This is a genomic window from Spirosoma sp. (assembly GCF_048594605.1).
Taxonomy (GTDB): domain Bacteria; phylum Bacteroidota; class Bacteroidia; order Cytophagales; family Spirosomataceae; genus Spirosoma.
Genome location: NZ_JBMDWV010000075.1, coordinates 1 through 24519, shown reverse-complemented (window position 1 = coordinate 24519; position 24519 = coordinate 1). Strand labels below are relative to the sequence as shown.

Genomic DNA, 24519 nt, shown 5'->3' with positions numbered 1-24519 from the left:
TTCAATGATTTAACCAGTTTTGAATCATTTTCACCCCATTTTCTGTAAGGACAGATTCGGGGTGAAATTGTAGACCCTTTACGTCGAAACGTGTATGAGACAGGCCCATTACACGGCCTTGTTCGTCGACGGCGGTGATACGTAGTTCATCAGGCATCGAATCGGGAACGACGGTCCAGGAATGATAACGGCCAACCGTCAGTTGTTCCGGAATGTCAGTGAAGAGTTGTTCGGAACGGTCGGTAATGGTAGCCCGATGCGCAATTCCGTGCAATACGTCGCCGAGGTTTTCCAGACGGGCTCCATACACTTCGCCAATGCCCTGATGACCCAGACAGATGCCCAGAATGCTTTTTGAGGAGCCGTATTCACGTACTAAATCCTGCATAATACCGGCTTCTGATGGAATACCCGGCCCCGGCGAGAGCATGATTTTATCATACTGATCGATGTCTTCCAGCGCAATTTTATTGTTGCGAATAACCTCTGGTCGAGTGCCCAGCTCCCGAAGAATGTAAACGAGGTTGTAGGTAAACGAATCGTAATTATCTAAGACTAAAAGTTTCATACGTAACGCGGGTAGAGACCCGCCATTTATTTTCGGAGCGGGTTTTTACCCGCGTTACATTTATAATTGTTTCGCTTGTTCGATGGCGGTCCGTAATGCCGCCAGTTTATTATGAACTTCCTGCAATTCACTCTCAACCACCGACTTGGCTACAATGCCAGCTCCCGCCTGGTAGTAAAGGGTATTGTCTTTACTCATAAACGTCCGAATCATGATGGCATGGTTAAATTCACCGTCGAAACCCATGTAGCCAATACTGCCTGAGTAAAAACTACGGCTTATGTTTTCGTAGCGGTCAATAAGTTGCATGGCCATATGCTTGGGCGCACCTGAGAGCGTTCCGGCGGGGAAGGTTTCACCGACTATCTGCAGCGGATCTGCATCAGCCGTTAGATCACCAACCACTTTCGAAACGAGGTGAATAACGTGTGAATAATACTGCACCTCTTTAAATGTCTCAACGTTCACTACGTCGCAGTTACGGCTGAGATCATTACGTGCCAGATCGACCAGCATGACATGCTCAGCCGACTCTTTGGGGTCATCGTATAGTTTCTGGGCTAATTCAGCATCATGCACATCGTCGCCCGTACGTCGAAACGTACCAGCAATAGGGTAAATGGTAGCCTGGCGATTTTTAATGACGATCTGCGATTCGGGCGACGAACCGAACAGTTTGTAATTGCCATAGTCGAAGTAGAACAGATAAGGAGAAGGGTTCAGGGAACGTAGCGCCCGATAGACATTGAACTCGTCACCTGCAAACGGTGTCGAAAACCGGCGCGACAGTACGATCTGGAATACGTCACCCCGCTGACAGTGATCTTTGCCTTTCTGTATAACCCCACGAAATTCGTCATCGGTGAAGTTCGATGATTCTGGACCGGCAGGACTGAACGAGTACGTTGGGTAGTTACGACTCGTAATCAGATCGCTGATATAGTCGAGTGTACTTTCCGATTCCGCATCACCATCGCGTAGATAGCTGTGCTCAAACAAGTAAAGTTCGTCTTTGAAGTGATTAATCGCCAGTACGTAGCGATATACCGTAAAAACAGCCGCCGGAATCTGATTTTCCGTTGGGACTGGTGCCTGAAGCGTAATATCTTCGAAACCCTGCACCGATGGAAAGCCGAAATAACCGAATAAGCCGTTCGTAATGAAAGGAAATGGTGCCTTTTCGTGCTGAAAACTGTCTTTAAATTGCTGTAAAGCCCCCAAAAGCCCCTGAACTGGCATCGTTTGCGTTTGTTCGGCTTCGCCCGGCATCTTTACCGTTAACTGGCCAGAATCATAGGAAAATCGGGCAACTGGATCGAAGGCGATGTATGAAAAACTATTGTCGTTTCCATGATAGTCCGAGCTTTCGAGCAGAATGCTATTCAAAAAACGGTCGCGGATACGTAAGTAAATGCTCACCGGTGTGATAATGTCGGCCAGCATGCGTTTGTGGCGGCTGACAACGCGGTAGGTAGTTTTTAAATCGGTAGTCATAAGCTGTTAGATAGGTAGAGTTGACGGAAAAAAAGAAGGCTCACCGGGATGACGGTGAGCCTTTGAATATGTGTTGGTAAACAACAACAGCGGCAACCCTCATCCCAACGTAGGAGAGTGCCACCACCAGATCATGTTGTTAACCGTATTATTCATTTGTTTCTTTTTCTAGAGTTTTAGTGTCCTGGTCGGGGTGGCGGGATTCGAACCCACGACCTCTACGTCCCGAACGTAGCACGCTACCAGGCTGCGCTACACCCCGCATTGTGCGCACAAAGATAAAGCCTTTGTTTTATCTTGGTCAAGACTGGATTGTTTTTTTTGACGGATTTCTGATTCATTGATTTAATGGTTACATCTCCATCATCCGGATACGAATGTTTTTGTCCTCATTCAGCTCAAACGAGGATTGATCGAAGTCGGGTGGACCCATCAACATCGCTACGTTCGAAAATCCGAAAGGCTCCGTTGGCATCTGGCCCGAAAAATCCATTTTCTGGTTGTTGTTTAGATCCTGATAAACCCGAACAGCGTACCGGGCAGGGGTCAATCCCTCAAACGTAACCGTAATTTCGCCCGACGCCGGTACGTCAACCGATTTATTCTGAATGGATTCGCCGGTAAAGCTGGCTGCATTGTTGGCTAACCCTATGTACAGCTTCCCCGTACGATTATTCACATTGGAGATTACAACCGTCAATTTGTGTGTAGCAGACGTCGACGTAGCGGCTGTTGTTTGTTGAGCAAGACAAGGTTTACCGAAGCTGGCAATGGCTAAGACAATAAGGAGGGCGAAAGTGATAATCGTTTTCATCGGGCTGATTTAGTTGTGTTTTGTTCGACAGCACAAACATAGAAGGAGCGAAACCGTGATTGCAACTCAAAGGGACGAATTGCACGATTCAGGGGTAAACTGCACGTAACGGGGCAAATTGTGAGCGCTGGGACGATTGGGTAAGCTAATTACTCTAAGTTCAGCGTCAGATTACCGCTCTTGGTGTAACGAATTTCTTCTTCGGCCAGCATCTGTTTTACGGTTTGAGCCAGCGCATCGGCGTCGGTTTGTGAAAAGTGGTTAGCGAGCTGCTTTGGCGATACGCCGGGGCCGTTAGCCAGTGCTACGTATTCGCGCACCTGTTCCCGGACAGCCAGGGAAGCCGTTTCTGATCTTTTCTTCTTTTTAAGGCAATTGTCGCAGATGCCGCAGGCTTCGCCGGGCTTTTCGCCAAAATAAGCCTGTAGCAACCGAGTACGGCACTGCGTTTGATGCTCCACATAAATTGTAGCGGCCTGTACTTTACGTAGCGCCAGTTCTTTCCGGCGATTTAATTCAGCGACATCGATCGGCAACGTAGTGGCATCGAAACGGGGTGTCAGAAACGTAAGCTGCGGTTTATCCTTCTGCTTTTCGTAGATCACTACGTTGCGTTGATGCAACTGCTGAAGCAGGTTTTCTATTTCGCTTTGGTTGATCAGAAACGTACGCGCCAGCGTCGACTCAGAAATGGTAACGAAGTCGGTGAACAGCTCGCCCCCATACATACGTAGCAACAGCTTCAGAAATGAATCGAAACGCGGATTCATAACCTGAAACTCGTATAGATCCCGATTGTCGAGCACGATAGACAGCCGGGAGGGGTGAAAGTAATTTTCGTTTAGCTGAATAAATCCTTCCAGTTGTAACTGCTTTAGGGCATAATGTGCTTCCTGTGGAGGCAGGTTAAACGTAGCTGCGAAAGCACCCATATCGAAATCATAGCTGCTAAACTCGCCACCACCGACCGGTACGGCTGTGTAATTAGCCAGTGCCTGGTACGTCCGACGTAGCATCTCAATGGGTTGGTACAGCTGCTCAGTCCGATGGCGCAGATTTTCCAGATCGCTATTCGTATAGAGCATGACAGCGTAAGCTTTCTGCCCGTCACGCCCGGCTCGACCGGCTTCCTGATAATAGGCTTCGAGCGAATCCGGTACGTCCAGGTGAACAACAACCCGTACGTCTGGCTTGTCGATGCCCATTCCGAACGCATTGGTCGCTACCATAATCCGCGTCCGATCCTGAATCCACGCATCCTGCTTCGTGGTACGTTCCTGCGTTGTCAGACCCGCATGGTAATAATCGGCTGAAATTCCCTGCCGGGTAAGCCACTGCGCCACCTGTTGTGTTTGGCGTCGACTCCGAACATAGATGATAGCACAGCCCGGTACGTTGTGCAAAATACGTAGCAATCGGCCGTCTTTGTTTTCCTCCAGCACGGCCGAGTAGGACAGGTTGGGCCGGGCAAACGTTTGCCGGAATACCGCAGGATCCCGGAGTTTGAGCTTATCGACAATATCGGTTTGCACATCGGGCGTGGCCGAAGCCGTCAGGGCAATGATCGGCGTATCCGGGATAAGGTCCCGAAACTCAGCAATCTGTAAATAAGGGGGGCGGAAATCATACCCCCATGCTGAAATACAGTGTGCTTCATCGACGGCGAGCAAACAAACCGTCATTTGCTTGACACGTTCAACAACGATTTCAGTACGTAGCCGCTCTGGTGATACGTAGAGAAACTTGGTGTTACCGTAAATGCAGTTGTCAAGCGTAGCGTCGATCTCCCGGTAGTGCATTCCCGAATAAATGGCGGCTGCCGGAATGCCCCGCTTCCGGAGCTGCTCAACCTGATCTTTCATGAGCGCAATCAGGGGCGTTACCACAATGCAAACGCCTTTCATGGCCAGCGTTGGTACCTGAAAGCAAATAGACTTTCCGCCACCCGTAGGCATCAAGACCAGGGCATCCTGACGAGCCAGCACGGTATTGACCACTTCCTCCTGCATAGGCCGGAAGGTAGTGTATCCCCAAAATTGCTGTAAAATCTGACGGATGGTCAAGGTAATTCGTGGTTAGTCGGCAGTCGATAAGCAACAGCTGTTAGCCAGGAGTGGCTAAGAGTATTACGCAAATTTACGGTCTGAAAAGACAAATCGGAAGGATAGGGGTTTTACGTTTATAGACAATACGCAACCATCTATACAGTAAGCTATGATTCAGAAAGTTATTAAGTCCGACGAAGAGTGGCAGCAGATTCTGACGCCGGAGCAGTACCGTGTTACCCGGCAAAAAGGAACTGAGCGTGCTTTTACGGGCGAATATTGTGAAGCGCATGATCCGGGGATTTACGCCTGTGTATGCTGTGGGACCGAATTATTCGAGTCAAAAACGAAATTTGAGTCGGGTACGGGCTGGCCGAGTTTTACAGAACCGATCGAAGAAGAGCGGATTCGCCTGGAGAAAGACCACAGCTACGGTATGTTCCGTATCGAAGTACTTTGTAATGTTTGCGACGCTCACCTGGGGCACGTTTTCAACGACGGTCCACCGCCCACGGGTATGCGCTATTGCCTGAATTCGGTCTCGCTGGTGCTTAAGCGAACCGTCGAATCGGAGTAAGTTCAGGGCATTTACAGTCTCCAGAAACAGATATTTTCGGCGCTACGTTGCGATAATTGCTGCTGAATTAGCAAAGAGTCCGCTTGTTTACGCTACTTTTAGGCAGATTGCGGAATCTTTGCCAGCGGCTCTGCCTGGCATTTTCGTGAAAACAGGCCGACTGTTCGAATGAGAGACTGTTATATGAATTTACGGAATGCGCTGGGCGTACTGGGGGTAATAAGCTTGCTGATCGTGAATCCGGTGCGGGCTCAGAAAGCTGGGTCGATTATAGGAAACACAACCATACCTGGAACAAAAATTAGCTACCACAACTCTGAAGACAATGCCTATTCCCACGTACCGGCACCTCCTGTTTTTCTGCGACAACGTAGCGCAAATGGTCGATTAGCAGCGCCGACGGCACAATTTGTCGTTTCGTATACCAATTTCACTGCTGAAGCCCGACGAGCCTTTCAATACGCTGTCGATATCTGGTCAACACTCATCTCATCGCCTGTACCCATCCGGATTCAGGCCAACTGGGTATCGATGGAGCCAAACCTACTCGGCTCAGCCGGGCCCGCATCGTATCGGTATCGTTTCGATGGCGGGCAGAAAGCACAGGCGTTCTATCCAATTGCGTTAGCCGAAAAAATTGCCCGTCGGCAACTTAACGACGCAGCTGAAGCCGATATCGTCGCTGATTTTAACCGCAACAATGACTGGTATTACGGTACGGACGGTAAAACCCCCAAAGGCCAGTCCGATCTGGTAACCGTTGCTTTGCGTGAGCTGGCTCATGGATTAGGCTTCATTGGTTTTTTTGATGTCGTTGATGAGAAGGGTATTTATACACAGGCACTTCCGTCGATTTACGATTGCTTTCTGGAAAATGGTGATGGCAAACGTATCGTGACGTCTACAAAAGATTTTCCGAATAATTCAGGGCCGCTAAAAGCTCAGCTTTCTGCGTATAATTTATACCTGAATGGCGCCATGTTGAAACAGACGACCGGCCAGCGGATCAAGACGTATGCGCCTTTTGATTTCGATCTGGCCTACAGCGTTTACCATTTAGATGATGCAACGTACCCGGTAGGGAATCCGAATTCGCTGATGCGGGCTCATTTGAATCGGGCTGAGGCTATTCATTCACCGGGGCCGCTGGTTCTGAACTTTTTCGCTGATATGGAATGGAAAACGACGTCGGTATTGCATACTCCGCCCATAATTGACGAAGAGGTAAGAGATTTTGTTTTTAGTACCCGTATCATCAGCGATACAACTTTAATTAACGGTACGGCCAAATTATTTTATCGAAAAAGCCAGCCTACGGCCAGCGATACCATGTTTACGGTGGCCGATCTGGCGCGTGTGGGCAATACGGATGAGTATCGGTTCACGCTTCCGGCTGCGCAGGCGCAGGGGCAAATCTGGTATTATTTTCAGGTGCAGGATGCGTCGGGTCGGATATTTACCAATCCCGGAAAGTCGACGCCGGGCGCGCAAACCTGGCATCATGTATGGATAGGCCCCGACCAGACACCACCTGTTATCCTCTACGAGCCTTCGAAAAATGTCATTTTATCAACTACGCAAACCGATAGCCTGCCCATCTACGCCCGTGTTGCCGACAACGCAACGGGTATTGCTTCGGCTCAGGTCGAGTATCAGATTAATGGCGTCTCTCAGCCCAATTTGCCTCTAAAATACACCTGGCAAACTATTGGGAACGTTACGTACGATAGTGTGTATGTCAACCGAATTAATTTCCCGGCGAATTCGCTGAAAGCGGGCGATAAACTGACGTATCGGATTGTGGCGCAGGATGGCTCAAAGGCCAAAAACCAGACGGTTAGTCCAGCTAGTGGCTTTCATCAGCTTCTGGTAGCTGCTCCGCAAGCCGTTCGGGACCAGTATGTTACTACGTTTAACGATCCATCAGCGGCTACCGATTTCGTTGGCTACAGAATGGACATTCGTACACCAACCAATTTCGGCGATCCAGCTATCCATTCCGAACATCCATACGCCAACGGCAGGAATTTTCGATTCCAGGGGAATTATGAATACACATTGCTAACGCCGATTCGGGTGAAGGCGAACCCCGATAGTGCTGTTATTCGCTATGACGAAATTGTGCTGATCGAGCCGGGCTATCCGGGAAGTCGATTTGGCGATTTTAATTTTTACGACTACGCAATTCTTGAAGGATCGAAAGATAACGGGCGCACCTGGACACCGTTCCTGGATGGGTATAGCTCCTTCGACGTGAGCGATTGGCAAACCTTTTATCAGAGCAGTTTGGCCAATGGTTTATATGCCGAGCAAAATTCAACGGCTGTAGGCTTACCCGCTCTGTTCCGGCACCGCGACGTACCGATTCTTAAACCGGGGGGCACGTTTCAACCGGGCGATCAGGTGTTAATTCGGTTCCGGTTGTTTGCTGATCAATTGGCACATGGCTGGGGCTGGGCTGTCGATAATCTACGGATTCAGGCTCCGCCCCAGATTGTGCTGGCCAATGAACCGACGAAAGCCGGACGCATGTCGGTTTCGCCAAACCCGGTCAACCACGGCGCAGTGCGCCTGGAGGCCGATTTGCTTAAAGCCGTTGCGGAAGCGCAGCTACGTATTATCGGCCCAACCGGTCAGCCAGTTCGTCAAATGCATCTGAAAGTGGGCGGTACTAAAATCAGGGAACAGATCGACTTCAGTTCGATAGCTGCGGGGATGTATTTTGTGCAGTTGACGGCAGGGGGGGTGGTGCTGACGCAGAAGATTATGGTTACTCCGTAAGTTCAATTCATACGGGTTGTTTGCCCCTAATCCGCATTTATCGCACATGAAGAAATTTTTGATCATTACGTTACCACTACTTTTTATTGTTTCGTTGATTGGTTGTTCGCCTGCCCATCGTCTCAGTCGTGAACTTCGAACGAAATCTGTATATACCGATCATTTTACAGGCGTAGCTCTTTACGATCCTGTGCGCCAAAAGCCACTGATTCAGCACAATGCGGATAAACCCTTCACGCCCGCGTCTAATACTAAGTTATTTAGCTTTTATGCAGGCTTGGTTTCACTGCCTGACTCGTTGCCGGCACTACGTTACGTTATCCGAAACGACTCCTTAATTTTCTGGGGAACCGGTAATCCGCTTTTGCTTCATCCAGATGTAACCGATACGTTGGCGCTGGCGTTTCTGCGAAATCGTCCGGAAAAACTGTTTTTCTCTGCGGTTAATTACGAAGGCCCCCGCTTCGGCGCAGGTTGGGCCTGGGACGATTACAACGATGATTATTCGGCTGAGTTAGCGTCTTTACCTATTTATGGCAACGTAGTACGATTTCGTAATGGAAAAGTTACCCCGCGTCAATTTGCAGATAGTATACAACGGACGGAGGCCGGTAGAGGTGGCGTACAGCGGGACGAGTTTCGCAATCAGTTTGTGCGTTCGCTTGATAACAAGCCCTTACGCCAGGACGTACCGTTTCGCTGGACGCCTGAATTAACCGCGCAGTTACTCACCGATACCCTTCACCGACCTGTGTATGTGCTGACTACACCTATGCCGGTCAACACACAATTGCTACGTGGAGCCCCGGCCGATTCGCTTTATAAACGGATGCTTTTCGTAAGCGATAATCAGTTTGCCGAACAGATTCAATTTATGATTTCTGCAGAACGCAACAAACCAAAACTAGAGCCTGGGGTTGAGCGTACTACAATGATAGACAGTGTCTTGCGTTACTCAATGATAGCTGAAAACCGCAATCGTGCTAAATGGATCGACGGCTCCGGGTTATCGCGCTATAACCTTTTTACGCCAAACATTCTGATTGATCTGCTGGGGCGCATTTATGCAAAAGTGCCACAACAAAGGCTATTCGCGTTACTACCTGCTGCTGGCCAATCTGGAACGTTACGTAGCTTGTCGATGAACGGACAGCCGTATGTTTTTGCTAAGTCGGGGTCAATGACTGGCGTCTATAACCTGAGTGGCTACCTGCTTACGAGCCGGGGTAAAGTCCTTTATTTCAGTATTATGCACAATAATTTTACACAATCGGTTAGCGAAATGCGACAGCGAACGGCAGAGTTACTAAAAGATATTCATGCGCGTTTTTAAACCAGAGGGAGCATAGTAGGCAATTGTTTATATGTTGCTGATTGTCACTGTTTTATCAGTCGATAAATTGGATAGCTGACGGCAATAAAAGCGATAGCGTAGAGACTGCTGGAAAAGTCGCCAATAACAACGCCCAGCAAAAACGCCAGCGATATAAACAGTAGTGTCCAGGTTGAAAACGGATAACCCCATGCCAGTACGGGTCGGGGCAGGTCCGGCTCGGTCTGGCGCAGGCGAAGCAGGGCGGCAAAACAGGAAGCGTAGCAAAGCACGAAGAAGAACGTAGCAATGTCGGAAAGTTTGCTGTACGTATTGGTTAGAATCATCAGGATAGACGCCCCCGCCGTTAGAACCGTAGCATTGATTGGCGTTCCGCCTTCGTTAACTTTGGTAACAAATCGAAAGAACAGCCCATCGCGCCCCATCGCGAAAATGACCCGCGGATTGAACATAATCTGGGCATTGATGATCCCCATAATTGAAATCATAAGCAGGAACGTAACAACCTGCGCGCTACTCGGTCCAAACAGAAACTGAATTGCGTCGGCCGCAGGAAGTTTGGAACCAGCCAGCGTAGAAATCGGCAATACGTACAGCAATGCCAGATTAACCAGAATATAAATGCTGATGATGAGCAGTACGCCCCTGATCATGGAGCGGGGTAAGTTTCGGCTTGGGTCAACGTCTTCTTCCGTGAAATAAGCCGCTGTGTGCCAGCCGTCGTACGTGTAAAAAACAGCTTGCAGCGCGGCAAGAATTCCTAGCCACACGCTGCCTTCGGCGAGTGGCTTGACAGCCTCTGATGGGATCGGTTTCTCAGGTGTTACAACAAAGCAAACGATGACGAAAGCTAACAAGCCAACCGCTTTCAGTACGCTCATCACCTCCTGCGCCCGGCTCGCCAGACGTACGCCAACGGAGTGAAAAGCCACAAACAGGACCAGGATTCCGATGGCGACCGTTTTCTGATAATTGAGTATCGATGGGAATAACAGTGCCGTATATTCACTCATCACGGCGGCTCCGAACGCCATTGCCGATATGCTGCCTAGCCAACTGCTGATACCGATCACGAAACCAACGTAGCTGCCAAATGCCCGGTGCGCATATACGTACCAGCCTCCGGCTTTGGGGAGCATCGTTCCTAATTCCATCACCGACAGCGAACCGGCAAGGGCGTAAAGACCTACGGCTAACCAGACTGCGATTATAAGACTAGGATTGCCAATATCCTGCGCAATTGGGCCCGGCTTCCGAAGAATACCCGTACCAATCGTACCGCCAATGGTTACGGCCACGCCAAAGCCAACGCCTAACAATTTTTTGAGCTGGTTCTGAGCCATTATAGGTAGATGAACATAATAAGGCTGATTTGCCGGAGTGGGTGATGCTACAATGATAGGGAAAAATTACACTTGTTATAACGAGTTGAACGACGGTAAATCTGCGTCCTTAGCGTTTTTTCGTAAGTTTGTTTCCATGAGAGCCTTACTAATGCACCCTTACGTGCTGGTATTTCTGGGCGGGGGCATGGGGAGCATAGCGCGCTACGTTGCTGGTCGATTGATCCCGGCTTCGCTCACTGGTTACCCGTTTCCTAATGCGATTCTGGTCGTTAACGTACTCGCTAGTTTCGTACTGGGTGTGGTGGTTAGCTGGGGCGTAGATCGGACAATGGGCAACGAGGCCCGCCTGCTGATTGGCGTTGGCTTTTGTGGGGGGCTCAGTACGTTCTCAAGTTTTAGCTATGATACGATTGTGCTGCTGCAAAATGGGCGAGTCACTGCGGCATTGGTAAATATCTTCCTAAACGTAGTGATATGTCTGGTCGCTTCATTTAGTGGATTGTGGTTCGGACAGAAACTATAAAACAGCGTGAAAGTCGCTTCTGTACTTCTATTTTTATTGGTAATGATTTCAAGTCTTTCGCCTGCTCAGGATGTAGCGCGTCAGTTGCACGACGCCCATGAACAAATCAAGGAAAAAACATTGACGCACCGCCGGTTTAAGCATCAGGATATTGTGCCTTTGCTTCAGGCGTTGAACCAACCTTTATCGGTGAGCCAGGTGGGTGAGTCCCTGGAAAAACGACCTATTTATCAGGTGAAAGCCGGTAGCGGACCCACGAACGTATTGCTATGGAGCCAGATGCATGGCGACGAAGCAACGGCAACGATGGCTTTGTTCGATATATTTAACTTCCTGCAAGCAAAAAACGATGGGTTTGATACGTTCCGGCAGGCAATTCTGACAAAAACAACGCTACATTTTGTGCCGATGCTCAACCCTGACGGTGCCGAGCGTTTTCAGCGCCGAACCGCAACGGACATTGATATGAATCGGGATGCGCTGCGTCTGCAAACGCCGGAAGGGGCTATTCTGAAAAATTTGCAACAGACGTTGAAGCCACTGGTTGGCTTCAATCTGCACGACCAGAACCCGCGCTATAGTGTTGGCAAAACAGGTAAACAGGCAGTTGTGTCGTTTCTGGCTACAGCTTTTGATGAAGACCGGAATATCAACGAAGTCCGTCAGCGATCCATGCAGCTCATCGTCGGCATGAATCGCGTACTGCAACAGTTTGTGCCGGGGCAGATTGCTCGCTATGACGATGAATTCGAGCCACGGGCGTTTGGGGATAATATTCAGAAGTGGGGTACTACGTTAATTCTGGTCGAATCGGGAGGCTTCAACGGTGATTCGGAAAAGATGACCATTCGGCGGCTAAATTTTGTGGCTATTCTGTCGGCCCTAAAAGCCATTGCTGATGAAACGTATCGCCAGGAAGAAACTGCGGCTTATCAGGCAATTCCCGAAAACGGACGTCTTTTGTTCGATGTACTGATACGTAACGCTACGGTCATGCGTGAAGGCCATCCGGTACTGGTCGACGTGGGAATTAATCATAACGAAGTCAACGACAAAGCCGCCAAAACGTTTTCATATAAGAGTAGCGTTGAAGATATTGGGGATTTGTCGACGTTCTATGGCCTTGAAGAGATTGATGCTACGGGCCTGATGCTGGCTCCTGCGTACCAATATTCCGATACGCTCGACACCGTTTCTGAGTTAGCCAAGCTGGATCTAATCGCCCTTCGACAACAGGGGGTCCTGGTGTTTCCGGTTCGGAAGGCCCAGGCTGATACATTCCCAACGCAGCCAGTCCATGTATTGTACGATGGTGAATTACCGGCTCAACCGCTTCAACTCGAGCAAATTCCTACATTTCTTCTCAAAAAAGGAGATCAGATTCACTATCGGTTTGTAAATGGCTTCTGGAAAGAAAACCCTGATACATTACAAAACGGAGTGATTGATTGAGCCAGCTAATGATAATCCAAGCGTAACATTGACGTAACGTTCGTGTAATACCCGGGCGGTAGCTTTGTTCTGTAATTCATCCGCACAACTGTCATTTAAATTCATATTGGTGTCGCATAGAAAGGCCAGGGCTTTGCACTGGCTTTTTTCTTTGCTATAAGTGAAAAGAATGGTAATAAAAGGCCGCGAATGTATTGAAAATAAGTCCGTTAGTGACGTACGCAATTCAGGAGCTGGGCTATTGGGGCACATCTATAAGTAAAATAATTAAGCTGATGGGTATGCTTATGAGTAAAAAAGGCTGATCAGTAATTTTATGGAATTTATACAAAGTGTGTTACTTGTAGCTCAGATTGTCGTCTATTACTCGACTAAGTCGATGAACTTTTAGGGAGTTATCTAATGTTCGGAAATTGCGCAGAGAAAGGCCGCCCGAATCTAGTTAACACTTTTATTAAAAAGTTTACTACTTAGTTGGGCAATTGTTTGGGACTTACTAATTTGGTCGTTTACTGATCAGGTTTCTGGCCTGCAATTGTTGCCTGTACATTCATAATAATCCCACTTAGACACCGTAGTAATGATCTCTAAAAAAGCAAAATATGCCATTAAAGCCCTCAAGGTTTTAACGGAAGAGTATGGGAAGGGCCCTGTGCTGATTTCTTATATCTCGGCCAAAGAAAACATTCCGAAGAAATTTCTGGAAGCGATTTTACTGGAACTACGTAACCACGGTATTCTACAGAGCCAGAAAGGAAAAGGGGGCGGTTATTTGCTACGTGTCGATCCGAGCCGGGTTAATCTGGCGCAGGTACTACGGGTTATTGACGGGCCTATTGCACCGACACCCTGCGTATCCTTTAACTTTTATGTCAAGTGCGATGACTGTGATGATGAAGTTACCTGCGCGCTACGTCCAATCATGGAGCGGGTTCGGGATGCAAATCTGGGTGTCTATGAAAACACGTCCCTGACAACATTCCAGAGTTCGGCTTCGCTTCCAGCGAAGTAAATCGCCACTGGGTTCAAAAAGGATGCCAGGAAGGAGCCTTGCCAAATCAACAGGGACTTAACTTACGTTAAAAGTATTTAGGGTTATCGAGTTATAAAGTTTGACGGTCGGTCTGGCCTTACTTTAGAACTCGATAACCCTAAAACTTTAAAGCCTGTCTGATTATTCTTCTGCTGGCTGGTGTTCTTTCCGCAGCAGATCGTTCACGGTTTTAACCGGATTGAACGTAATAAGCGGCACTTCTACAAAAATCGTATTCCAGTCGGCCATGGCGCCGTTCCAGAGGCCGGGTAATTCCTGCGCTTTAAGATCTTTGCCATCTTTCGACTTGCCCGTAATAAAACCCGTTTGAGGGTCACGATAAGCAGGCAGATCGTATTTTTTACCATTCCGATCTTTCAGCCCACACACTAAATCGACCGGGTTGAAATGGGTCGCTTCATCGAAAATGCTTTTTTGACCGGGATCGTTTAAGTCGATCTGAGCCGATTCGACCACCTGCAGCGATACCGAGCCGTCCTGGTTTCTGGCCCAGAAGGGCCCACCGCCCGGTTCGCCAACGTTTTTGACCATACCGCATGCCCGTACTGGCCGGTTCAGCTTTTTGCGGAAGTAGTCTACCTTCTCGGTTTTTGAGAGGTTTTCAAACCCTTCAGGAGGCAACGTATAGAGTGTCCGTCGGAAGAGTTCATCGGCTTCGGCCAGATAACCGTCGCTTACGTCCTCACCTTCGAGCAAAGTCTGTAAACGAGCAATCTGCTGCTGTGCATCGAGCAGAACGGCCGCCAAAACCTTTTTATACGTAATAGTTGGTTCCTTAATTTCGTCGGGTACTACGTTATCGATATTTTTGATAAAAACAATGTCCGCATCAATGTCATTTAAGTTCTCGATCAGTGCTCCATGACCGGCTGGCCGAAACAGTAACGTACCGTCGCTATTGCGGAAAGGTGAGTTGTCTGGATTAACAGAAATCGTGTCTGTCGATTTCTTCTGTTCCGAAAAACTAATGTCGAACGTAACGCCCAGCCATGCCTCATAATCGGCTTTCTGCTCCTCAATCAGTTTTTCGAAGCGTGAGCGGTGTTCGGGCGAAACGGTAAAGTGAATTTTGACGAGTCCATCGGAGTTGGCATAGGCGGCTCCTTCTACCAGATGCTCTTCAACGGGCGTGCGTGGGCCATCGGCGTACTGGTGGAATTTGAGTAATCCTTTCGGTAAGCTGCCATAGTCCAGTCCTTCTTCGGTAAGTAAAAATTGCAAGACTGTTTTGCGGTCGTTTTCGGCAACGGCTTTGTCCAGATCCTGACCTTTGGCAGCCATGGCCGCTTTGAGATCACCATAAAAGGCAAAATCCGTCAGGCGGGCAAATACTTCATCAACTGATTTGTCTGACTTACCGTCGAGCGCGGCAAACAGCGATTTAAACATGCGGGTGGCGGCTCCCGAAGCCGGAACAAATTTGACCAGATCACGCTCATGAGCCGCATTGTCAAATCGTTGGATATACGCCGTTATCTGATCTTCTTCAACTCGTACAATACCATCGCCAATGGTAGCCGCTTTGATTACGTTAAGGAACGGGAAACCTTGAACGAAATGGTTTATCTGCTGATCAATCTGGTCAAGTGATGCACCTTGCGCCAGAATCTGGTCCTGATCTTGTTCAGTGAATTGCATATTCGATAAAAAGGGAAAATAGCGTTAGGAAAGAGCGGCAAATTGGCTATTTAAGCAATCTGACGCAAATCAAATTTTTATAAAACTGCACAATAAGCCAACAGCTGAGTTACCATCTCAAGCCGGTTTGCTCGTATGAAAATAACGTAACGAAATCGGGAAGATCCTTACTTTTGTGAGTACAAAACCATTTTTCAACTATGAAATTGATTGCTTTTGATGCCGACGATACGTTGTGGGTTAACGAACCAAACTTCGTGGGTGTTAAAGAAAAATTTTGTGAATTGTTAGCCCATTATGTTGATCAACAGACGCTTTCTTCGCAACTATACGACGCTGAGGTTCGCAACCTTCAGGTGTTTGGCTACGGCGCCAAGAGCTTTATGCTGTCGATGATTGAAACGGCTATTGAATTGACCGACGGCGCCATAACCGGTCGAGAAATTCAGCAAATCATTGACACAAGTCGTCGGCTGCTCGATTACCCGATTGACGTATTGGATGGTATTCCGGAGGTATTGGACGTGTTCTCGAAACATTTCGAGTTGATGGTATTGACCAAGGGCGATCTATTCGACCAGGAGAGTAAGCTGGCGCGATCGGGGTTAGGCCATTACTTTAAGCACATCGAAATTGTAAGCGAAAAAAACGAGCAGTCGTATCAGCGCGTATTAACGAGATACAACGTAGCACCAGCAGATTTTATCATGATTGGTAACTCGCTGAAATCCGATATATTACCCGTTGTGCATATTGGTGGACGGGCCATTTACATTCCTTCGGACACAACGTGGGTGCATGAACACGTAGCAGACGAGCAGTTGGTTGGTAAATCGTTTACTACGTTGGCTAGTGCGCGGGAGTTGTTGACGCTGTTAGGCGTTAAAGAGATAGCGTAAACGTATCGGCATCCAGGTTAGCCGGAAACTTTTCCCGAAACGACCGTAGCTCATCCAGCGAAAGTGTTTGTTGATGAACGATTTCGGTGTCGGAATGTCGAAACAATACGTCGCCTTTGAAATCAATAAGGGCCGAATCACCTGTGTAGGGATGATTGTTTCCATCAACTCCGACCCGATTAACACCTGCTACGTAGCTAAGATTCTCAATGGCGCGGGCTTGTAGCAATGTATTCCAGGCATTACGTCGGGCGGCAGGCCAGTTCGCTACGTATAGCAGGAGGTCGTAGTCAAAATCCTGAGACTTGCCATTTGTATTACGACTCCAGACCGGAAAGCGCAGATCATAACAGATTAACGGGCAAATCCGAAACCCTTTCCATTCTTTAATAATCCGGCGAGTGCCGGCGGTATAAATCCCATCTTCTCCTGCCATTCGGAAAAGATGACGTTTGTCGTACGTATCATACTGACCATCAGGTTGCATCCAGACAAGGCGATTGAAAAAATTACCGGCTTCCCGTACTACGTAGCTACCCGTTACAACAGCGCCCGTTTGCGCGGCCATCTGCTTCAGCCAGCGGAACGTAGTCAGATTCATCGGTTCCGCTACGTTCGCAGCGTCCATCGTGAAGCCCGTTGTAAACATTTCGGGCAAAACAATCAGATCCGTTGGCGCGGGCAGGTTAAAAATATGCTCCTCCAACGTGGCGCGATTCGCTACCGGATCGTGCCAGTAAAGGCTGGACTGGAGGAGGGTGATGTGCATGGCTTTGTTGTGTAGAGACCGGTCCGCCGGTGCGGCAATACCCTGCGTCTCTACTTTGGGAATTTCATTTTATACTCCGCGTCGGTTTTGCCTTTGGAAATGTCGGCCAGTTTTTTCTTGATCAATGTCCGACGTAGCGTTGGCAGGTAATCCGTGAAGAGTTTGCCATCGAGGTGATCGTACTCGTGCTGGATGATACGTGCAGCCATACCTTCGTATTCTTCTTCGTGTTCGTTCCAGTCGGTGTCGAAGTAGTGAATAACAACAATTTCTGGACGGAACACTTCGCCCCGAATTCCGGGAATACTCAGGCAACCTTCTTCAAAACCCCAGTCATCGCCTGCTTCTTCGATAATTTCGGGATTGATAAAAACCTTTTTAAAACCTATCAGACTTTGATCAACCTCTTCTTCCGGTTCATCTTCGTTGAGAGGCTCACCATCGACTACAAACATGCGAATGCTCTGGCCAATCTGCGGTGCTGCCAAGCCAACGCCCGATGCGGCATACATTGTTTCGAACATGTTTTCGCTCAGCGTTTTAACGTCGATGCTGCCGGGTTCAATATCTTTAGCGCGCTTCCGTAAAACCGGATCGCCGTAAGCAATAATTGGGAGAATCATTTTTTTAGTGATGAGTGATAAACGATGAATGATGAGTGAGTTTTGCGTCAGCTATTTATCACTCATCGCTTATCACTACTTTTTACTTTCCATATACGATTGGAGAATAATAGCCGCACTGACTTTATCGATGTTGCCTTTCTCGCGTCGATCTTTTTTTGTACTACCACCCGCAATCATAGCTTGTAAGGCCATAACAGACGTAAAGCGTTCATCATGCCAGTAAACCGGAATGTCGGGTAAAGCGTTCTGCAAATGTGTCACAAACTTTCGGACCCGGGGCGTATTATCGGTATCGGCGCCATCTAGTCCTTTGGGGAGCCCGACAATAAATGCCTCAACAGGTTCTTTGGCAATATAAGCTTTCAGAAATTTCAATACGTCGTGCGAGGGTACCGTTTCCAGCGCCGACGCAATGAGTTGCAACGGATCGGTAACTGCGATGCCGGTACGTTTCGAGCCGTAGTCAATTGCCAAAAGTCTTGCCATTTCGGTAACAAAGGTACAAAGGGGACAGGCGCGGGGCAAGGGCGGGGGTGGCATGGATTGTCAGTTCCTGCTATCTGCGCAATTCATGCCACCCCCGCCATTTCTCCACATCCTGCCATGTATCTAAGTCAATCGCAGCCAGTGGAAATGGTATTACAGCACAATCGTCTACGTATAGCTGCATGAGTTTGCGAGCACCTACATCACCCGACAAGTTTAAAAATTCGGATTTGTAATGAATGTCGAACAGAGCGGGTACTCCTAGATTGGTTGCTTCGCCATATCGACAGGCTACGATGCCTTTGCCTGTTTGTTGGCGCGTATCGATTAATTGCTGCAGAAGTTCGGACGTTACGTGGGGTTGGTCCGTTAGTACGACGAGAAAAGCGTTGACGGAATCACCACTGAGTTGGTTCAGGCCAGTACGTAACGAGGACGATAAGCCTTCCTGCCATTCCGTATTTATTGCAATAAGAACGGGTAAGTCGGTAAGTTCTGGTCGAATTTGCTCCTGATTTGCCCCCAAAACGATAATTACGGGGCCTGCCTTCAACGATAAAGCCGATTCCGCAATACGTCGAATTAGTGTTTTGCCGTTGCTGGTTAATAATTGTTTAGGCGTACCGCCCAATCGGGTTGAGCCGCCTGCAGCTAAAATGATGGTGGCAATTGACATAGTTTATCCAACAGGATCCAGATCAATCGTATCCGGTTTGCGGGTATGGATAGACGCATTACCCGAAAGACGTTCGTGAATGGGACCGGGCTTATTTTTTAAAAAACCACCGGCACCTTTTGTAAAGAACGCTTTTACTTCAGCTATGATCGATAACGCAATTTCATCGGGTGTTTCGGCTCCCAGATCAAGTCCAATAGGCGCATGTACCCGATGTAATACGTCGTCGTTGAAAAAGAAACCCTCCCTTTCAAATTCAGCCTGCATTTTATCGAATCGCTTACGCGGACCGAGCATACCGATGTAAGGCACATCGGTTTTGAGTAACTCCTGTAAAACTGCCCGGTCGTAGTTGAAATTATGTGACATCAACACGGCCGCCGTTCGATTCGTAATGGTCAGCTTGTCAATAACGGCCTCTCGGTCGGCGTATAAGACGCACGTAGCAACCGGAAACCGTTTGGGGGAAAGATGAGCTATACAATCGTCCGTAACAGTAACCTGCCAGCCAAGTTCGCGGGCTAGTTTGGCTACGGGAATAACGTCGTAACCGGCTCCGAAAATGACCAGTTCAATCCCAGGATCGATACGTTCGGTGAATACTTCAATCGTTCCCGATGGTAACTCGTATAATTTCGTCAATGGCTTCCCGGATGTCAGTACGTTCTGCATGTCGGCTTGTAACCAGGTTGGAACAGTGCCTTCGCCCAGATCCGTCTGAACAAAGCGGTTGCCGGGCGCAATATCAGGGATGTTGTCACTTTTCAGGACCGTAGCCATTGCCCGGACATCTCGCTGCTGAGCAAACTCTTTCAGAAAAGCTACCGGATTCTGCGGGTTTTGCGGATCAACGGGTTCAATCAGTACGTCAATAATGCCATTGCAGCCCAGACCAACGCCGAAGCTATTGGCGCCATCGTCCATCGTATCGTATGTAACAACAATGGGTTGTCCATCGAGCATAACCTGCCGGGCTTTACGTAGCGCATCCCCTTCCAGACACCCGCCACTGATGGCCCCTTCCCAGCGGCCATCATCGGTGATCAGCATTCGGGCGCCCGGCCGTCGGTACGACGAACCTTCAACCCATACAACGGTTGCCAGCGCGGCTTTGCGTTGGGTAAAATCAACCTGCTCAAAAACTTCAACGATACGTGTAATTTCTTTCATGAGGAAAGGTCACATCTGGACGGCCACGTCCGGGTGTTTTGGAATGACTCTTTACTGCCCGGACATGCTGGGCCAGGCTACGCTATTTTTTCCAGATCAAATGGTAACCGTCGAACACGCTTACCGGTGGCTGCGAAGACGGCATTGGCTAAAGCAGGAGCCAGGGGTGGCAATCCCGGTTCGCCTACGCCTTTGATCGTGGGACCACCTTCCGCCAAAATATGGACCTCGACTTCAGGCATTTCGTTGATACGTAACATTCGGTTTGCATCGAAATTGGTCTGCTTCGCGCGACCGTTTTCGAACGTAATACCATCTTTAGTGGCAGCCGTTAAGGCCATCGCGATAGCGCCTTCAACCTGTGCCTTTACTGTATCTGGATTCACTACTGTCCCCAAATCAATAACGCAGTAAACCTTATCTACTGTTACGCCACCGCTTTTGTTTTTAGAGACTTCAACAACTTGTCCGGCCAGGCCCGCGAAAAATTCCCATTGGGCAACCCCCCGACCTTTGCCAGCCGGTAGTGGTTTATCCCAGTTCGACACTTCCTTGAGCTTCTTTAGTACCCGTTGGGCATCGCTATTTTTTGTTAGCAAACTCAAACGGAATGCCAGTGGATCTTGGCCAGCTTTGTGCGCCATCTCGTCCAGGAAACATTCGTGAGCAAACGCTACGGTCGAACTTGTTACCGATCGCCAGTACGTAAGCGGAATATGAACATCGGAGTGAACGTAGCGTGTACTAAGGTTGGGGATTTCGTATTTTTGCTCGCCTGTCCCTTCCAGCATGGTGCCGTCGGGTTTGGTTTTGTCGTACTTCTCGTTCATCGTCGCGTCGATTGATGGCGAAATGACTTTGTGTTGAAACGCAACGGCTTTTCCATCAGCAGACAACGCGCCACGCATGGCCGAAAAAGTCATTGGCCGGAATGGTCCCAGAGACGTATCGTCCTCGCGTGTCCAGATGAGTTTGACGGGTTTGCCGATCGCTTTTGATAACAGTGTAGCCTCTGTCGCAAAGTCCTGCGTTAACCGTCGACCAAATCCGCCACCGTTGAACAGAACGTGAACTTTGATATTATCGGCTGGTACTTTCAGCACTTTAGCGACTTCGTCTTTGACCAAATCACCCCCCTGCGTCGAGACCCAGAGTTCGACTTTATCATTTGGCTGGTAATGGGCCAGCGCGTTCATCGGCTCCATGGTTGAGTGGCTCACCATCGGTGTTTCGTAAAACGCTTCGAGCTTGTTGGAAGCATCCGCAAAGGTTTTGTCAAAATCACCGGCTTTATGGCCTGCTACGCCCTCCTGCTTCGCCAGTTCCCGGAGGCTTTTCTCGTATTCCGCTGAATTAAACGTATCATGGCCCTGATGATCCCATTTTACACTAAGCGCTTTCCGACCCTGCAAAGCCGCCCAGTAATTCGTAGCGATAACGGCTATACCTTCGTACCGGTTTTTGCCGAGAATGCGCTCTACTTTAACCGCTTTCAGAACGCCTTTCACTTTCAGCGCCTGCGAAGCGTCAAAACTAACCAGCTTGCTGCCCAGCACAGGGCAACGCTCCACCGAAGCGTAGACCATTCCCGGTACTTTCGCGTCGATACCAAATGTAGCTTTTCCTGTCACTTTTAGCGGTACGTCTGGCCGGGGCATCGACTTACCCAGCATCGTAAACTGCTTCGGATCTTTCAGCTTCGGCTCTTTTGGAACCGGAAGCTTGGCGGCTGGTTCAGCGAGCTGGCCGTAGGCTAACTTTTTTCCGGTTGGTTTATGAATAACCATTGCGTTCTCCGCATAACATTCCTCTACAGGTGCGTTCCACTGATCACTCGCAGCTTTAATAAGCATTTCGCGGGCCGATGCTCCTACTTTACGCATCTGGGTGTATCCCCCACGAATTGAACCGCTACCCCCAACCGCCTGCGACCACATCGCGCCAAATTTGGCCTCGCCCCCGGTCTGCTGGATAACCACCTTGTCCAGAGGAACTTCCAGTTCTTCGGCAATCAGCGCCGGAACCGACTGATACGTTCCCTGGCCGATTTCCGGGCGAGGATTCATAATCGTGATACGGCCCGTTTTCTCGATGATGACATAGGGCGTTAGTTCAACCGATTCGGGCAGGGCCAGAAGTGGCTGGTCACTTAAATTCAGGATCGGGCCCGCCAGTGTTTCGGTGGAGGAAAGTCCCAGAGCAAACGTAGCGCTTGTCAGGCTGGCTAATTTCAGAAAAGCCCGCCGGGACGTAGTGTTTTCGCTGTTCGGTTTCTGACTCATCGCTTGCCGATTTTAGGGGTGGTTTTCGGTATTTTCGAGGAAGTCGCCATTTCAGACGCAGCGGTATGTATGGCTTGCCGGATGCGGTTGTACGTACCGCAGCGGCAGATATTTCCCTGCATGGCGGTGTCGATATCCGCATCGGTTGGCTTTGGCGTTTGCTTGAGCAGCGCCACCGCCGACATGATCTGTCCGGACTGACAATAACCGCACTGAGGTACCTGATGCTCAACCCACGCCTTCTGAAGGGGATGATCGCCGTTTTTAGAAATGCCTTCGATGGTCGTTATTTTCTGACCGGCTACCGCCGATACAGGAATACTGCATGAGCGGGTTGGATTTCCGTCCAGATGAACTGTACAGGCACCACATTGAGCAATGCCGCATCCAAACTTCGTGCCGGTTAGACCCACTACGTCGCGGATGGCCCAGAGGAGCGGCATTTCCGGATCTACATCCAGCGTATGCGGTTGATTGTTAATAGTTAGTTTTAAAGATGCCATAAAGCAAAACAAATAGGTATGAACAAGATACGATATTGCTGTAAGTTACCCAAATGGTATGTGATGAATGGATGCATTTCGCGAAAACGTTGGTCGGTCGGCTCGACTTAAAGACAGACCATAAATTTCGTATAATCTGCGGGAGTTTAGGCTAATTATGTAAGAATGACGGAAAGCTTTTTTAACTTTCCCCATGACTTTTGCCGATCAGCTAATTACGTATTATCAAACCGTAGCCGACGAATGTGTTCTGGGGCTATCGCTCGATTGTGTTATTTTCGGTTTTCATGATACCCGCCTAAAAGTTCTTTTGCTACGTTGGAAAGACACCGATGAATGGTGTTTGCCGGGTGGATTTATTTATAAAAATGAATCCGTCAATGATGCTGCCGAGCGAATTCTGCTTGAACGAACGGGCCTTGATCAATTATTTCTTCAGCAGTTTCATCTGTTCGGCGATGCCGTTCGGTACGATCGGGAAGATACTTGGCGCCGACAGAAGATCCCCTTTAATGGTGACGGGAAATGGCCGGAGCGTACGATTTCGGTTGGTTACTATGCTCTGGTTGATTATACGAAGGTGACACCTGCTGCCGATTTTATGTCGGACGAATGTTGCTGGTGGGATATCAGCGATTTGCCATCCTTACTCTTCGATCACCGACAGATCATTGACGTTGCTTTGAAAACGTTACGTCTGCAATTGAACTGGCAGCCGATAGGCCTTAACCTTCTGCCCGAAAAATTCACCATTCCCGAACTACAGCGGCTCTACGAGGTAGTATTGGATCGTTCACTCGACGCGCGCAATTTCCACAAGAAAATAACCAGTTTGAGTATTCTGACCCGGCTTAACGAACGTCGGACAGGCGTAGCGCACAAATCGCCGAATCTTTATGAATTTGATGTGGTCAATTATAAAAAAGCCCTCGTAAATGGAAATCTGATCTTTGTTTAACCGGCCGATCTTCCATTTCCTATTCGATTTGGGCAAATCTGTAACGTAACATTAACGCTTGGTAGCGAGTTGTTTTGGGGAATACAACACACTACGTATGGAAACAAACGAGTCGAAGGAGCGTACGATTGGTCTTGGTGTCATTGGCATGGGGGGCTTTGGTCTGTTCGCCGTTCAGCAATTTCTACAGACACCCCACACTAAATTGATTGCCATTGCTGGCTCAAAGCGCGAAGAAGCCATAACAACGGCTAAACGGTTTGGAGCTGAGTCGCTGGATACGCTGGAGGAATTAGTGAACCACCCCGATGTCGATCTGATTTATATTGCAACGCCACCTTTTCTGCATTATCAGCAAGCCATGCTGGCGTTGAATGCCGGAAAGCACGTCATCTGCGAGAAGCCATTGGCAACCGATCCGGAACAGGGCCGTGAAATGATCGAAACCGCCAGGCAAAAAGGGCTTTTGATGGTTACGAATCTGATGCAGCGTTATAATCCGATGTTTGCCCGGATTAAGCATCT

The 24519-nt window shown here is 48.8% G+C and carries 22 protein-coding genes and 1 tRNA gene; 9 read left to right on the top strand and 14 right to left on the bottom strand.

The annotated features are described in order from the left end of the window. Position 1 precedes the first annotated feature (1 nt). The 5 genes from ACOJS8_RS04455 to ACOJS8_RS04435 form a co-directional block, all read right to left on the bottom strand. Positions 2–568 carry an anthranilate synthase component II gene (locus ACOJS8_RS04455; protein WP_420147327.1) on the bottom strand — a complete coding sequence of 189 codons (567 nt, stop codon included), beginning with the start codon at positions 566–568 and terminating at the stop codon, positions 2–4. Positions 569–628: 60 nt separating this feature from the next. Further along, positions 629–2062 carry an anthranilate synthase component I family protein gene (locus tag ACOJS8_RS04450; RefSeq protein ID WP_420147326.1) on the bottom strand — a complete coding sequence of 478 codons (1434 nt, stop codon included), beginning with the start codon at positions 2060–2062 and terminating at the stop codon, positions 629–631. A gap of 185 nt (positions 2063–2247) precedes the next feature. Beyond that, positions 2248–2324, bottom strand: a tRNA-Pro gene (locus ACOJS8_RS04445). A gap of 90 nt (positions 2325–2414) precedes the next feature. After that, positions 2415–2876 (bottom strand): DUF2141 domain-containing protein, encoded by a 462-nt coding sequence (locus ACOJS8_RS04440; RefSeq protein ID WP_420147325.1) that lies wholly within the window; start codon positions 2874–2876, stop codon positions 2415–2417. A 149-nt stretch (positions 2877–3025) separates the two neighbouring features. Next, positions 3026–4939 carry a RecQ family ATP-dependent DNA helicase gene (locus ACOJS8_RS04435; protein WP_420147324.1) on the bottom strand — a complete coding sequence of 638 codons (1914 nt, stop codon included), beginning with the start codon at positions 4937–4939 and terminating at the stop codon, positions 3026–3028. A 151-nt stretch (positions 4940–5090) separates the two neighbouring features. On the opposite strand from ACOJS8_RS04435, the gene msrB reads away from it, so the two are divergent. From msrB to ACOJS8_RS04420, 3 genes are all read left to right on the top strand, one after another. After that, positions 5091–5498, top strand: a complete 408-nt coding sequence (gene msrB, locus ACOJS8_RS04430; protein WP_420147323.1) for a peptide-methionine (R)-S-oxide reductase MsrB — start codon at positions 5091–5093, stop codon at positions 5496–5498. Positions 5499–5681: 183 nt separating this feature from the next. Continuing rightward, positions 5682–8279: a T9SS type A sorting domain-containing protein gene (locus tag ACOJS8_RS04425; RefSeq protein WP_420147322.1), complete on the top strand. Its 2598-nt coding sequence runs from the start codon at positions 5682–5684 to the stop codon at positions 8277–8279. 46 nt (positions 8280–8325) lie between these two features. Next, positions 8326–9612, top strand: coding sequence for a D-alanyl-D-alanine carboxypeptidase (locus tag ACOJS8_RS04420; RefSeq protein ID WP_420147321.1), 1287 nt, complete (start codon positions 8326–8328; stop codon positions 9610–9612). A gap of 44 nt (positions 9613–9656) precedes the next feature. Here the strand turns inward: ACOJS8_RS04420 and ACOJS8_RS04415 are convergent, their stop codons facing one another. Next, positions 9657–10955: an APC family permease gene (locus tag ACOJS8_RS04415; protein ID WP_420147320.1), complete on the bottom strand. Its 1299-nt coding sequence runs from the start codon at positions 10953–10955 to the stop codon at positions 9657–9659. Between the two features lie 136 nt (positions 10956–11091). Here ACOJS8_RS04415 and crcB point away from each other — a divergent pair, with 136 nt between their 5' ends. From crcB to ACOJS8_RS04400, 3 genes are all read left to right on the top strand, one after another. Beyond that, entirely contained in the window at positions 11092–11481 is a 390-nt protein-coding gene (gene crcB, locus ACOJS8_RS04410) for a fluoride efflux transporter CrcB (protein WP_420147319.1), read from the top strand. A 42-nt stretch (positions 11482–11523) separates the two neighbouring features. Further along, positions 11524–12933 carry a M14 family zinc carboxypeptidase gene (locus ACOJS8_RS04405; protein ID WP_420147318.1) on the top strand — a complete coding sequence of 470 codons (1410 nt, stop codon included), beginning with the start codon at positions 11524–11526 and terminating at the stop codon, positions 12931–12933. A gap of 580 nt (positions 12934–13513) precedes the next feature. Beyond that, the gene (locus ACOJS8_RS04400) at positions 13514–13945 is read left to right on the top strand and encodes an RrF2 family transcriptional regulator (protein ID WP_420147317.1); all 432 of its coding nucleotides are present in this window, start codon (positions 13514–13516) and stop codon (positions 13943–13945) included. Positions 13946–14107: 162 nt separating this feature from the next. Here the strand turns inward: ACOJS8_RS04400 and ACOJS8_RS04395 are convergent, their stop codons facing one another. Beyond that, a complete protein-coding gene (locus tag ACOJS8_RS04395; protein WP_420147316.1) occupies positions 14108–15625 on the bottom strand; it encodes a DUF4301 family protein in 1518 nt (505 codons plus the stop codon). 200 nt (positions 15626–15825) lie between these two features. On the opposite strand from ACOJS8_RS04395, the gene ACOJS8_RS04390 reads away from it, so the two are divergent. Continuing rightward, entirely contained in the window at positions 15826–16524 is a 699-nt protein-coding gene (locus ACOJS8_RS04390) for an HAD family hydrolase (RefSeq protein ID WP_420147315.1), read from the top strand. Here ACOJS8_RS04390 and ACOJS8_RS04385 read toward each other — a convergent pair. The 7 genes from ACOJS8_RS04385 to ACOJS8_RS04355 form a co-directional block, all read right to left on the bottom strand. Beyond that, complete coding sequence (locus ACOJS8_RS04385) at positions 16508–17293, bottom strand: amidohydrolase (protein WP_420147314.1); 786 nt, start codon at positions 17291–17293, stop codon at positions 16508–16510. The two genes, ACOJS8_RS04390 and ACOJS8_RS04385, sit on opposite strands and share 17 nt — an antisense overlap. A gap of 50 nt (positions 17294–17343) precedes the next feature. Further along, positions 17344–17916 (bottom strand): peptide deformylase, encoded by a 573-nt coding sequence (def, locus tag ACOJS8_RS04380; RefSeq protein WP_420147313.1) that lies wholly within the window; start codon positions 17914–17916, stop codon positions 17344–17346. Between the two features lie 75 nt (positions 17917–17991). Next, complete coding sequence (ruvX, locus tag ACOJS8_RS04375; RefSeq protein WP_420147312.1) at positions 17992–18405, bottom strand: Holliday junction resolvase RuvX; 414 nt, start codon at positions 18403–18405, stop codon at positions 17992–17994. A 70-nt stretch (positions 18406–18475) separates the two neighbouring features. Beyond that, positions 18476–19081, bottom strand: a complete 606-nt coding sequence (locus ACOJS8_RS04370) for a nucleotidyltransferase family protein (RefSeq protein ID WP_420147311.1) — start codon at positions 19079–19081, stop codon at positions 18476–18478. A 3-nt stretch (positions 19082–19084) separates the two neighbouring features. Further along, positions 19085–20251 (bottom strand): XdhC family protein, encoded by a 1167-nt coding sequence (locus ACOJS8_RS04365; protein ID WP_420147310.1) that lies wholly within the window; start codon positions 20249–20251, stop codon positions 19085–19087. A 77-nt stretch (positions 20252–20328) separates the two neighbouring features. Continuing rightward, a complete protein-coding gene (locus tag ACOJS8_RS04360) occupies positions 20329–22533 on the bottom strand; it encodes a molybdopterin cofactor-binding domain-containing protein (RefSeq protein WP_420147309.1) in 2205 nt (734 codons plus the stop codon). Further along, a complete protein-coding gene (locus ACOJS8_RS04355) occupies positions 22530–23036 on the bottom strand; it encodes a (2Fe-2S)-binding protein (RefSeq protein WP_420147308.1) in 507 nt (168 codons plus the stop codon). Before ACOJS8_RS04355 ends, ACOJS8_RS04360 begins: the two co-directional genes overlap by 4 nt. A gap of 193 nt (positions 23037–23229) precedes the next feature. On the opposite strand from ACOJS8_RS04355, the gene ACOJS8_RS04350 reads away from it, so the two are divergent. Beyond that, positions 23230–23994, top strand: a complete 765-nt coding sequence (locus tag ACOJS8_RS04350) for an NUDIX hydrolase (protein WP_420147307.1) — start codon at positions 23230–23232, stop codon at positions 23992–23994. 97 nt (positions 23995–24091) lie between these two features. After that, positions 24092–24519, top strand: a 428-nt coding sequence (locus ACOJS8_RS04345; protein WP_420147306.1) for a Gfo/Idh/MocA family protein, incomplete at its 3' end; no start/stop codon positions are given.